11 protein-coding genes are annotated in these 12,445 nt (G+C 57.1%); 8 read left to right on the forward strand and 3 right to left on the reverse strand.

Features of this window, described 5'->3' with window-relative positions; all coding sequences use genetic code 11:
* The first annotated feature begins 69 nt into the window (after nt 1–69).
* The 7 genes from hisS (at nt 70) to ACDO57_RS00365 (ending at nt 7,965) form a co-directional block, all read left to right on the forward strand.
* Nucleotides 70–1,344: a histidine--tRNA ligase gene (hisS, locus tag ACDO57_RS00335; RefSeq protein ID WP_023333028.1), complete on the forward strand. Its 1,275-nt coding sequence runs from the start codon at nt 70–72 to the stop codon at nt 1,342–1,344.
* A 13-nt stretch (nt 1,345–1,357) separates the two neighbouring features.
* Nucleotides 1,358–1,978 carry a YfgM family protein gene (locus ACDO57_RS00340; RefSeq protein WP_024908653.1) on the forward strand — a complete coding sequence of 207 codons (621 nt, stop codon included), beginning with the start codon at nt 1,358–1,360 and terminating at the stop codon, nt 1,976–1,978.
* A 10-nt stretch (nt 1,979–1,988) separates the two neighbouring features.
* Nucleotides 1,989–3,167: an outer membrane protein assembly factor BamB gene (bamB, locus tag ACDO57_RS00345; RefSeq protein WP_024908654.1), complete on the forward strand. Its 1,179-nt coding sequence runs from the start codon at nt 1,989–1,991 to the stop codon at nt 3,165–3,167.
* Between the two features lie 112 nt (nt 3,168–3,279).
* A complete protein-coding gene (der, locus tag ACDO57_RS00350; RefSeq protein ID WP_024908655.1) occupies nt 3,280–4,755 on the forward strand; it encodes a ribosome biogenesis GTPase Der in 1,476 nt (491 codons plus the stop codon).
* Nucleotides 4,756–5,055: 300 nt separating this feature from the next.
* Nucleotides 5,056–6,600 carry a peptide MFS transporter gene (locus ACDO57_RS00355; RefSeq protein WP_024908656.1) on the forward strand — a complete coding sequence of 515 codons (1,545 nt, stop codon included), beginning with the start codon at nt 5,056–5,058 and terminating at the stop codon, nt 6,598–6,600.
* 58 nt (nt 6,601–6,658) lie between these two features.
* A complete protein-coding gene (locus tag ACDO57_RS00360; RefSeq protein ID WP_370883385.1) occupies nt 6,659–7,693 on the forward strand; it encodes a Gfo/Idh/MocA family oxidoreductase in 1,035 nt (344 codons plus the stop codon).
* Nucleotides 7,694–7,743: 50 nt separating this feature from the next.
* The gene (locus ACDO57_RS00365; RefSeq protein ID WP_148768817.1) at nt 7,744–7,965 is read left to right on the forward strand and encodes a zinc ribbon domain-containing protein; all 222 of its coding nucleotides are present in this window, start codon (nt 7,744–7,746) and stop codon (nt 7,963–7,965) included.
* Here ACDO57_RS00365 and ACDO57_RS00370 read toward each other — a convergent pair.
* From ACDO57_RS00370 to xseA, 3 genes are read right to left on the reverse strand one after another with little or no spacing between them, the layout of a single operon-like run.
* Entirely contained in the window at nt 7,962–8,312 is a 351-nt protein-coding gene (locus tag ACDO57_RS00370) for a protealysin inhibitor emfourin (protein ID WP_021241848.1), read from the reverse strand. The two genes, ACDO57_RS00365 and ACDO57_RS00370, sit on opposite strands and share 4 nt — an antisense overlap.
* The gene (locus ACDO57_RS00375; protein ID WP_370883386.1) at nt 8,313–9,332 is read right to left on the reverse strand and encodes a M4 family metallopeptidase; all 1,020 of its coding nucleotides are present in this window, start codon (nt 9,330–9,332) and stop codon (nt 8,313–8,315) included.
* Nucleotides 9,333–9,390: 58 nt separating this feature from the next.
* A complete protein-coding gene (xseA, locus tag ACDO57_RS00380) occupies nt 9,391–10,764 on the reverse strand; it encodes an exodeoxyribonuclease VII large subunit (protein ID WP_370883387.1) in 1,374 nt (457 codons plus the stop codon).
* 159 nt (nt 10,765–10,923) lie between these two features.
* On the opposite strand from xseA, the gene guaB reads away from it, so the two are divergent.
* Complete coding sequence (gene guaB, locus ACDO57_RS00385; RefSeq protein ID WP_008502128.1) at nt 10,924–12,390, forward strand: IMP dehydrogenase; 1,467 nt, start codon at nt 10,924–10,926, stop codon at nt 12,388–12,390.
* Nucleotides 12,391–12,445 lie beyond the last annotated feature (55 nt).

A 12,445-nucleotide genomic window follows, 5' to 3' on the forward strand; every position in this document is an offset into this window, starting at 1 on the left:
GCGTGCCGCTTCCCATGTATGATTGAACCCATTCTTTGGGTTTTTTTTGTATATAGAAAGAGAATAAACGTGGCAAAAAACATTCAAGCCATCCGCGGCATGAACGATTATCTGCCTGGCGAAACCGCCATCTGGCAGCGCATTGAAGGCACACTGAAGCAGGTGCTCGGCAGCTACGGTTACAGCGAAATCCGTTTGCCGATTGTAGAGCAGACCCCGTTATTCAAACGCGCGATTGGTGAAGTCACCGACGTGGTTGAAAAAGAGATGTACACCTTTGAGGACCGCAACGGCGACAGCCTGACCCTGCGTCCGGAAGGTACGGCGGGCTGCGTACGCGCCGGCATCGAACATGGTCTTCTGTACAATCAGGAGCAGCGCCTGTGGTATATCGGCCCGATGTTCCGCCACGAACGTCCTCAGAAAGGTCGTTATCGCCAGTTCAATCAGCTGGGTGTGGAAGTCTTTGGTCTGCAGGGCCCGGACATCGACGCCGAACTGATTATGCTGACCGCCCGCTGGTGGCGTGCGCTCGGTATCGCCGATCACGTTTCCCTTGAACTGAACTCTATTGGTTCTCTGGAAGCTCGCGCTAACTACCGAGATGCGCTGGTTGCGTTCCTGGAGCAGCATAAAGAGAAGCTGGACGAAGACTGCAAGCGTCGCATGTACAGCAACCCGCTGCGTGTTCTGGATTCCAAAAACGCGGATGTTCAGGCACTGCTGAACGATGCGCCTGCGCTTGGCGACTACCTGGATGAAGAATCTCGCGAACACTTCGCGGGCCTGTGCAAGCTGCTGGAAGCGGCAGGCATCGCCTATACCGTGAATCAGCGCCTGGTGCGCGGACTGGACTACTACAACCGTACCGTGTTTGAGTGGGTGACCAGCAGCCTCGGCTCTCAGGGCACCGTATGCGCGGGCGGCCGTTATGACGGTCTGGTTGAGCAACTTGGTGGTCGCGCAGCGCCTGCTGTGGGCTTTGCTATGGGCCTTGAACGACTTGTTTTGCTGGTTCAGGCAGTTAATCCGGAATTTAAAGCAGAATCCGTTGTCGATATATACCTGGTGGCCTCAGGCGCGGAAACGCAGTCTGCGGCGATGCAGCTTGCCGAACGCGTGCGCGATGCGCTGCCGGGCGTTAAGCTGATGACCAACCATGGCGGCGGCAACTTCAAAAAACAGTTTGCTCGTGCCGATAAGTGGGGCGCAAGTATTGCACTGGTGCTGGGCGAGTCCGAAGTGGCTAACGGCGAAGTGGTGGTGAAGGACCTGCGCTCTGGTGAGCAGACAACGGTAACGCAGGACGGCGTTGCGGCGCACTTGCGCACTCTATTGGGCTAAGGAGAAGGACTGCGTGGAAATTTACGAGAACGAACACGATCAGGTCGACGCGATTAAACGCTTCTTTGTTGAAAACGGCAAAGCGCTGGTTGTTGGGGTTATTTTAGGTGTCGGTGCGCTGGTGGGCTGGCGTTACTGGAACAATCATCAGGCAGATTCTGCGCGCGGCGCGTCCCTGTCCTATGAAAATACCGTGAGCGCAATTCGTGCCGATCAGCCGCAAACGCTGACGGCGGCAGAGAAATTTGCGGCTGACAACAAAAACACCTACGGTGCACTGGCTGCGCTGGAAGTGGCTCAGCAGTACGTTGATAAGAACGAACTGGATAAAGCCGCTGCTCAGCTCTCTCAGAGCCTTGCTGCGGCCAGCGATGATAACCTGAAAGCGGTGATCAATCTGCGCCTGGCACGTATTCAGGTTCAGCAGAAGAAAGCTGACGATGCGCTGAAAACGCTCGATACCATCAAAGGCGAAGGTTTTGCTGCCATCGTTGCCGATCTGCGCGGTGAAGCACTGCTGAGCAAAGGTGACAAAGCGGGCGCGCGTAAAGCGTGGCAAGCTGGCGTAGAGAGCAACGCTTCACCTGCGCTGAGCGAAATGATGCAGATGAAAATAAATAATTTGTCCGTCTGAGAGGGACCCGATGCAATTGCGTAAATTACTTCTGCCAGGACTGCTTTCTGTTACGTTATTGAGTGGTTGTTCACTGTTCAGTGGCGAAGAAGACGTTGTGAAAATGTCCCCACTGCCGACGGTTGAAAACCAGTTTACCCCATCCACCGCGTGGGATGTCTCCGTGGGCAGTGGGATTGGTGATTTCTATTCCAACCTTCATCCGGCCTATGCAGACAGCGTTGTCTATGCCGCTGACCGCAAAGGTACCGTGAAAGCGGTGAACGCCGATGACGGAAAAGAAGTGTGGTCCGTTAACCTGGCGGAAAAAGACGGCTGGTTCTCCCGTAAGCCTGCACTGCTGTCTGGCGGCCTGACCGTTGCCGGTGGCCACGTCTACGTGGGCAGCGAAAAAGCGCAGGTTTATGCCCTGAACAGCAGCGACGGCTCCATTGCCTGGCAAACAACCGTAGCGGGTGAATCCCTGTCTCGCCCGGTGGTGAGCGACGGCCTGGTGCTGATTCATACCAGCAACGGCCAGCTGCAGGCGCTGAACGAAGCGGACGGTCTGGTGAAATGGACCGTTAACCTGGATATGCCAGCACTCTCTCTGCGCGGCGAATCCGCTCCGGCTACCGCATTTGGCGCTGCCATTGTGGGCGGTGACAACGGTCGCGTGAGCGCAGTGCTGATGCAGCAGGGCCAGATGATCTGGCAGCAGCGTATCTCTCAGGCCACTGGCTCAACGGAAATTGACCGTCTGAGCGACGTAGACACAACGCCGGTCATCGTTAACGGTGTGGTTTACGCGCTGGCCTATAACGGCAACCTGACCGCGCTGGATCTGCGCAGCGGCCAGATCATGTGGAAACGTGAGCTGGGCTCTGTGAACGATTTCATCGTTGAGGGTAACCGTATCTATATGGTTGACCAGAACGACCGTCTGCTGGCTCTGAGCACCGAAGGCGGCGTAACGCTGTGGACGCAAAGCGACCTGCTGCACCGTCTGCTGACCTCGCCAGCGCTGTACAACGGTAGCCTGGTTGTGGGCGACAGCGAAGGGTATATGCACTGGATCGATCCGGATAACGGCCGCTTTGTTGCACAGCAAAAAGTCGACAGCTCTGGTTTCCTGACCGATCCGGTTGTGGCCGATGGCAAGCTGCTGATTCAGGCAAAAGACGGCACGCTGTACGCGATCACGCGTTAATTACCCGGCGGTTGTAGTATACTAAACGGCTCCTGTTCACTCAGGAGCCGTTTTGACATTTTTAAAAACGCCGCGAAAGCGACGTTATTTTGAATTTTATGAGGCTTCAAACATGGTACCTGTGGTCGCGCTTGTCGGGCGCCCTAACGTTGGAAAATCCACTCTTTTTAACCGTTTAACACGCACCCGTGATGCGCTGGTTGCGGATTTCCCGGGGCTGACGCGTGACCGTAAGTACGGTCGTGCAGAGGTGGAAGGACGCGAGTTCATCTGTATTGATACCGGTGGTATTGACGGCACAGAAGACGGCGTTGAAACCCGCATGGCGGAACAGTCGCTGCTGGCGATTGAAGAAGCGGATGTGGTGCTGTTTATGGTGGACGCTCGCGCTGGCCTGATGCCGGCGGACTCCGCTATCGCTAAGCACCTGCGTTCACGCGAAAAACCGACCTTCCTGGTGGCGAACAAAACCGACGGCATCGATGCCGATCAGGCCATCGCGGATTTCTGGTCTCTGGGCCTGGGTGAAATCTACCCGATTGCGGCATCGCATGGTCGTGGCGTCACCAGCCTGCTGGAAACCGTTCTGCTGCCGTGGGTTGACGAAGTGAACCCGCCGGAAGAAGTAGACGAAGACGCTGAATACTGGGCGCAGTTCGAAGACGGAGAAGAGGGCGAAGAAGAAGAGCCTGAAGACGACTTCAACCCGCAGGATCTGCCGATCAAGCTGGCAATCGTGGGCCGTCCAAACGTAGGTAAGTCTACGCTTACTAACCGTATTCTGGGTGAAGAGCGCGTGGTCGTTTACGACATGCCGGGCACCACCCGCGACAGTATCTACATCCCTATGCAGCGCGATGAGCGTGAATATGTCCTCATCGACACCGCCGGGGTGCGTAAGCGCGGGAAAATCACCGATGTGGTGGAAAAATTCTCCGTTATCAAAACTCTGCAGGCGATCGAAGATGCCAACGTTGTGCTGCTCGTCATCGACGCACGCGAAGGGATCTCCGATCAGGACCTCTCTCTGCTCGGCTTTATCCTCAATAGTGGGCGCTCACTGGTTATCGTGGTCAACAAATGGGATGGCCTGAGCAACGAGGTTCGTGAGCAGGTGAAAGAGACCCTCGACTTCCGTCTGGGCTTTATCGACTTTGCCCGCGTGCACTTCATCTCTGCGCTGCACGGTAGCGGCGTCGGTAACCTGTTCGAATCCGTGCGTGAAGCGTATGACAGCTCCACCCGTCGTCAGAGCACCGCGATGCTGACGCGCATCATGAACATGGCTGCAGAAGACCATCAGCCGCCGCTGGTGCGCGGCCGTCGCGTGAAGCTGAAATATGCCCACGCCGGTGGTTATAACCCGCCAATCGTGGTGATCCATGGCAACCAGGTGAAAGACCTGCCGGATTCCTACAAGCGCTACCTGATGAACTACTTCCGTAAATCGCTGGACGTGATGGGCACGCCTATCCGTATCCAGTTCAAGGAAGGGGAAAACCCGTTCGCCAACAAGCGCAACACCCTGACGCCAAATCAGATGCGTAAGCGTAAACGCCTGATTAAGCACATTAAGAAAAGCAAATAAGCTTTGCCGCTCTCATGAAAGCCCGCGATTATCGCGGGCTTTTTTTTGCCGAATCATACCGCCGGTTTTCTCAGTGTGAAGTCAATCACTATTCACTTTTAACCATGTTTAAATCTAAGAAAGTAGACAATCGTCGAATTTTCATCTTAAAGTCCAGGGTCCGGTACTAGACAAAACTAGCGCCTGGTTATCAAATGGTTAACTAACTTTTCGCCGCACGTAAAAAATCGGCCAGATACGTAACTGGCCGGCGTACCTGCTGGTGTTTACAAGCACGACGACATACCTTTCGGGAGAATTATGCAATCCACTGTTAATCAAAAAGAGAGCCGAACGTTCTTCGGCCATCCGTATCCGCTCGGTTCCCTGTTCTTCACCGAGATGTGGGAGCGTTTCTCGTTTTACGGCATTCGTCCGCTACTGATCCTGTTTATGGCCGCCACCGTCTATGACGGCGGGATGGGCCTGGCGCGTGAAAACGCCTCGGCGATTGTCGGTATCTTTGCCGGTACCATGTACCTGGCCGCGCTGCCGGGCGGCTGGCTGGCCGATAACTGGCTCGGTCAGCAGAGAGCCGTCTGGTACGGTTCGATTCTGATTGCGCTCGGTCACCTGTCGATTGCGCTCTCGGCGGTGATGGGGAACAACCTGTTCTTTATCGGCCTGATGTTCATCGTGCTCGGCTCCGGGCTGTTCAAGACCTGTATTTCAGTGATGGTCGGTACCCTGTATAAAAAAGGCGACGCGCGTCGCGACGGCGGCTTCTCGCTGTTCTATATGGGTATCAACATGGGCTCGTTCATCGCGCCGCTGATTTCCGGCTGGCTGATTAAAACCCACGGCTGGCACTGGGGCTTTGGCATTGGCGGTATCGGGATGCTGGTGGCGCTGATTATCTTCCGCGTGTTTGCCGTTCCGGCCATGAAACGCTATGACGGCGAAGTTGGCCTCGACTCAACCTGGAACAGCCCGGTGGTGAAGCGTAACGGCGTGGGCGTTTGGCTGCTGGCGCTGGCGGCTGGCGTGGCAACGATCGTAACGCTGATTGCGCAGGGCGTGATTGTGATTAACCCGGTCGCGGTGGCCAGCGTGCTGGTCTACGTGATCGCGGCGTCCGTTGCCCTCTACTTCATTTATCTGTTTGTTTTTGCGGGTCTGAACCGTAAAGAGCGCGCCAGACTGCTGGTCTGCTTTATTCTGCTGATCTCCGCGGCGTTCTTCTGGTCCGCGTTTGAACAGAAGCCAACCTCATTCAACCTGTTTGCCAACGACTACACTAACCGCATGATCGGCGATTTTGAAATCCCGGCGGTGTGGTTCCAGTCAATCAACGCCCTGTTCATCATCCTGCTGGCACCGGTGTTCAGCTGGGCGTGGCCGAAGCTGGCGAGCATGAACATTCGCCCGAGCAGCATCACCAAGTTTGTTATCGGTATTTTGTGTGCCGCAGCAGGCTTTGGCCTGATGATGCTGGCGGCACAAAACGTGCTGAGCAACGGTGGGGCGGGCGTGTCGCCGTTCTGGCTGGTGGGCAGCATCCTGATGCTGACGCTCGGCGAACTGTGTCTGAGCCCGATTGGCCTGGCGACCATGACGCTGCTGGCGCCGGAGAGAATGCGCGGCCAAATGATGGGGCTGTGGTTCTGTGCGAGCGCGCTGGGTAACCTGGCGGCGGGCCTGATTGGCGGCCACGTGAAGGCCGACCAGCTGGATATGCTGCCGGATCTCTTTGCGCGCTGCTCCGTCGCGCTGCTGATTTGTGCCGCGGTACTGATCGTCCTCATTGTTCCGGTACGCCGCATGCTGGAAAATGCGCAGACTAAACCGGCAGCTAACGCCTCATAAACCTCGAGCTTGCCGGGGCGGCGTTATGCCCCGGCAATTTACTCAACGAGGTAAGAATATGCTGTTAGGGTTTGTGGGTCTTGGCGCAGTCGTTGAAACAGCTTACCTGCCCGCAATACGAAAATGCTTTGATAATCCCCCTCACTGTTTAGGCTTTGATATCCAGCCCGTAAAACAGCCGGAGGGGGTAACGCGCTGCGCCACACTGGCTGAACTCCTCTCCCAGCCGCTTGATACCCTGTTTATTACCACGGCGTCGCTGCACCATCTTGAGGTGCTTGAACACGCTCTCGCCTCATCGGTTTCCCGCATCGTAGTTGAAAAACCGATTGTCGCCACGCTGTCCCAAATCGAAAAGCTCAACGCGCTGCTGGCAAACCCCAACGTCGCATCCCGCGTGCTGGCGCTCGATCACTGGATGGCGCGCATCGAAACGGTGAAGCGGTCGCTGGTTGGCAATGTCTCTGACATCGTCAAAATCGACGGCTTTTTGCAGGAGCCGAGCGGAGTTAACGCCGCTGGGCAACCCATCGCGCTTAACTTTGCCACCGGCGAGCCGGACACCCGTACGCTTCGCCACCCGGACGGCGTGATTCTGGATATCGGTACGCACGTGCTGGCGATGCTGCGCGAAACGGTGCGTTATCTGGGAGGGAATGATGAGATGACGTTGCAGGTGGTGACGGCTAAAGACCGCCTGGGCCGCGATACCGCAAAAGGCGACCTGACCACGGCGGAGGGCGAGGCGCATCTGCAGGGCCGCATCAGCGGCGTGCCGGTGGATATCTGGCTTAATAAATATGCGGGACCCGCTGGCGGGCAAAAAGGCTTACGGCTCTGGTTGCGTGACGGGCGGACCATCAGTTACGACCGGCGCGGCGCTGAAGATGTACTGGAGATGATCGATGGCGACACGCGGCAATGCTGGACAATTCCCGGCACAATCTACGAGCACTGTCTTGCAGAGCAGATCCTGGGCGCCAACAGCCTGTTTGAACGGGATCCGCACGAGGTGAGCCGCACGACGCGCCGCCGAATCGAGGAAGTTGAGCTGCTGCTGACCTTGCAGCAACAGCTGCGTGGCCCGCACTGAACGCAACGTGGTAAAATTATCGCAGACCTCAACGCTTTGAAGGAGTCACCATGACGATTACCTGCCCGGATTGCCAGGCACCGCTTGAGCCCGTGAACGGGGTGGCACACTGCGAGAGCTGTAATAAGGATATTGCGCTTGAAGCCCGCTGCCCGGAGTGTCATCAGCCACTCCAGGTCTTAAAAGCCTGCGGGGCGGTGGACTACTTCTGCCAGAACGGCCACGGTCTTATCTCTAAAAAACGCGTGGAGTTTGTTCGGGCCGAAGGTTAATCGCACACGCAGCCTTCGCCTTTCTTCCACAGCTCGACCAGCGACTCGGGCGCTTCCTGCTCCGGTACCAGCACGATGATATCGGCGTAGTGCGCCTGATTTTGCCCGGTCCAGATAATCTGGATGCGGAAATAGCGCTGGTCGCCGCTGCCGGGTGACGAGGCCTGTCCCGGCGGCTGACCGCGCGGAAAGGCCTGCTCCAGGATGCTCACCAGACGCTGGCGCTGGGCCTCATTGAGCGAGGAAAGCGCGATGGTGCGCTGGCCGCTCAGCTTAGGAATATAAGCGACGCCGCCTTCCCGAGCCAGCTCAACCACGGCGTCATCCGTCAGTTCCGGAACCTGCATTTACAACACTCCCACCTGTTCCCAGGCTTGTTTAATGGCCGCCCCAGCGTCGCCGCCGGAGCGTTTCTCTCCGTGCGCGATCGTCAGTTTTGCGAAGGCCTCAAAATCTGCATCCTGCGCCAGATTGCGATCGCAAACCGTGTCGTACCAGGCATAACCCGCTTTTTCCCAGGCGTAGCCGCCGATCGCCGTCGCGGCCAGATAAAATGCCCGGTTGGGGATGCCGGAGTTGAGATGAACGCCGCCGTTATCCTCGCGCGTTTTAATGAAATCTTTCATGTGCGCGGGCTGCGGGTCTTTGCCGAGCAGCGGATCGTTGTAGGCGGTGCCGGGTTCAGACATTGAGCGCAGCCCTTTACCGTTGATCCCTTTCGCCAGCAGCCCTTCACCAATCAGCCAGTCCGCTTTATCGGCGGTTTGCTTCAGATGGTACTGCTTCACCAGCGAGCCAAACACGTCCGACAGCGACTCATTCAGCGCGCCCGACTGCTCAAAATAGATAAGACCGGCTTCGGTCTCGGTCACGCCGTGGCTCAGCTCGTGCGCCACCACGTCGATGGCGATGGTAAAGCGGTTAAATATTTCCCCGTCGCCGTCGCCAAATACCATCTGCTGCCCATTCCAGAAGGCGTTCTGATATTCCCGACCGTAGTGAACGGTGCCGGTTAAAATAAGCCCTTTGTTATCGAGCGAATTGCGCTGATATTCTTTCCAGAAGAAATCATGGGTAATACCCAAATAATCGTAAGCTTCATCCACCGCTACATCGCCGTTCGACGGCTGGCCTTCGTAACGCACCTGCGTACCCGGCAGCTCCTGGGTCTGCTTCGCGTCGTAAATATCGCGCTCCAGCTGTCCGGCTTTATTCACGTGCGGCGCGGCGGGTTTGCCGGGCATGTGGGCCATCAGCGTCTGGACGTGGGTTAAGGTCTGGCGGGCACAGCGCTGCTGCGGCTCGGAACCGCTTTCGATAATACGACGAAGAATATAAGGGGGTATAACGCTATAAAGATGGGGCATGCTGCTCTCCTTATTAAAAAAGGGAATAGCAGCAGTATAGTAAGTAACCGGCGAAGAATTATCCGGTTTTACGCTGACGCGTCTTTTTCACCGGTTTAATTGATTTCACTTCGCTTTCTACCCAGCCGTCGGAAAGACGCGTCGTCAGCACATCGCCGATATTTACCTGTTTGGTCTGCTTCAGCACCTTGCCGTCCGTCGCCGTCGTCACGCTATAGCCGCGCGCCAGCGTGGAGAGGGGGCTGACCGCTTCAAGGTGGGTCACCGCATTGCCAAAGCGTTCGCGGGTGGTGCTCAGTCGGGCGCGGAGAGTCTCTGCCAGACGATACTCCAGCTGCTGGATCCGCGTTTGCGCGCGATAAATTTTCGGCTGCGGGTTCTGCTGGTTCAGGCGCTGCGTCACGCGCTGTTGGCGCGATACCGCGCGCTTAAGCTGCGCGTCCACCGCCACGTTCATGCGCTGACGCAGGCGCTCCAGCACGGTCTGCTGACGCGCCAGACGCAGCTGCGGGTGCTGCTGCTGAAGACGGTGATGAAGCTGGGTAAAGCGCCGGGTACGGTTGGCAAGGAAGTAGTCCATTGCCATCTCAAGACGCTGCTGGCCGTTCTGAATCTGACGCAGCAGCTCCAGCTGGTTGCGGCTGACCACTTCCGCCGCCGCGGACGGGGTAGGCGCGCGTAGATCCGCCACAAAATCGGCTATCGTTACGTCCGTTTCGTGGCCGACGGCGCTCACCACGGGGATAAGGCTGGCAAAGATTGCCCGCGCCACGCGCTCGTCGTTAAAGCTCCACAGATCTTCCAGCGAGCCACCGCCGCGCCCGACGATTAATACGTCGCACTCCTGACGGGCGTTTGCCAGCTCAATGGCGCGCACAATTTGGCCCGGCGCATCGTCACCCTGCACGGCGGTCGGGTAAATGATGACGGGCAGGGAAGGGTCGCGACGCTTGAGTACATGCAAAATATCGTGCAGTGCCGCACCGGTTTTCGAGGTGATGACACCTACGCAGTGGGCAGGCGAGGGCAGCTTCTTTTTGTACTGCTGATCGAACAGTCCCTCGGCAGAGAGCCTGGCTTTTAACTGCTCATACTTCTGCTGCAGCAGGCCTTCACCCGCAGGCTGCATGCTCTCTACGATAATCTGATAGTCGCCGCGCGGCTCATACAGGGTGATATTGGCACGCACCAGAACCTGCTGGCCGTGCTGAGGGCGGAACGTCACGCGGCGGTTGCTGTTGCGGAACATCGCGCAGCGCACCTGGGCGGTGTCGTCTTTTAAGGTAAAGTACCAGTGACCGGAGGAGGGCTGCGTGAAGTTAGAGATCTCACCGCTGATCCAGACCTGCCCCATTTCCTGCTCAAGCAGCAAACGCACCGTCTGATTCAGGCGGCTGACGGTATAAATTGAGGGGGATTGAGAGGATAACATGTGAGCGGGATCAAATTCTAAATCAGCAAGTTATTCAGTCGATAGTAACCTGCTGAGAGGTGAGCGCAAGCATTTTTTTTAAAAAAGTGTGGATGCAATCGGTTACGCTCTGTATAATGCCACGGCAATATTTAACCACCCAGGTCAGAGATATTGCCCATGCTACGTATCGCTAAAGAAGCACTGACGTTTGACGACGTCCTCCTCGTTCCCGCTCACTCCACCGTTCTGCCGAATACTGCCGATCTCAGCACGCAGTTGACGAAAACCATTCGCCTGAACATTCCTATGCTCTCTGCGGCAATGGACACCGTGACTGAAGCGCGCCTGGCTATTGCCCTGGCACAGGAAGGTGGCATTGGCTTTATTCACAAAAACATGTCTATCGAACGTCAGGCGGAAGAAGTTCGCCGCGTGAAGAAACATGAATCCGGTATCGTGTCCGACCCACAGACCGTTCTGCCAACCACCACGCTGCACGAAGTGAAGGCCCTGACCGAGCGTAACGGCTTCGCCGGTTACCCGGTGGTGACCGAAGAGAACGAGCTGGTCGGTATTATTACCGGTCGTGACGTGCGTTTCGTGACTGACCTGAACCAGCCTGTCAGCGTGTACATGACGCCAAAAGAGCGTCTGGTCACCGTTCGCGAAGGTGAAACCCGCGACGTAGTGCTGGCAAAAATGCACGAAAAACGCGTTGAAAAAGCGCTGGTTGTTGACAGCAACTTCCACCTGCGCGGCATGATCACCGTTAAAGATTTCCAGAAAGCAGAACGCAAACCGAACGCCTGTAAAGACGAGCATGGCCGTCTGCGCGTTGGCGCTGCGGTAGGCGCAGGTGCTGGTAACGAAGAGCGCGTTGACGCGCTGGTTGCTGCGGGCGTTGACGTCCTGCTGATTGACTCCTCTCACGGCCACTCCGAAGGCGTTCTGCAGCGTATTCGCGACACCCGTGCCAAATACCCTGACCTGCAGATCATCGGCGGTAACGTGGCCACTGGCGCAGGCGCTCGCGCGCTGGCTGACGCTGGCTGCAGCGCGGTGAAAGTGGGTATCGGTCCTGGCTCTATCTGTACTACGCGTATCGTGACCGGCGTGGGCGTTCCACAGATCACCGCCGTGTCTGACGCGGTTGAAGCGCTGGAAGGAACCGGTATTCCGGTTATCGCTGACGGCGGTATCCGCTTCTCTGGCGATATCGCGAAAGCCATCGCCGCTGGCGCAGCTGCCGTGATGGTAGGCTCCATGCTGGCCGGTACCGAAGAATCCCCGGGTGAAATCGAACTCTACCAGGGCCGTTCTTACAAATCCTACCGCGGCATGGGCTCCCTGGGCGCGATGTCCAAAGGTTCCTCTGACCGTTACTTCCAGACCGATAACGCCGCTGACAAACTGGTACCGGAAGGTATCGAAGGTCGCGTTGCCTATAAAGGCCGTCTGAAAGAGATCATTCACCAGCAGATGGGCGGCCTGCGCTCCTGTATGGGTCTGACCGGCTGTGGTACCATTGACCTGCTGCGTACTAAAGCGGAATTCGTACGCATCAGCGGTGCGGGTATCCAGGAGAGCCACGTTCACGACGTGACGATCACCAAAGAGTCCCCGAACTACCGTCTGGGCTCCTGATAAGTTTCCGCGCCCGGCTTCTGCCGGGCGCTCTGTTTTTGTTTCACTTGCCTCG

The sequence above is a fragment of the Enterobacter cloacae complex sp. 2015409 genome (assembly GCF_041365315.1).
Classification (GTDB): Bacteria; Pseudomonadota; Gammaproteobacteria; order Enterobacterales; family Enterobacteriaceae; genus Enterobacter; species Enterobacter pseudoroggenkampii.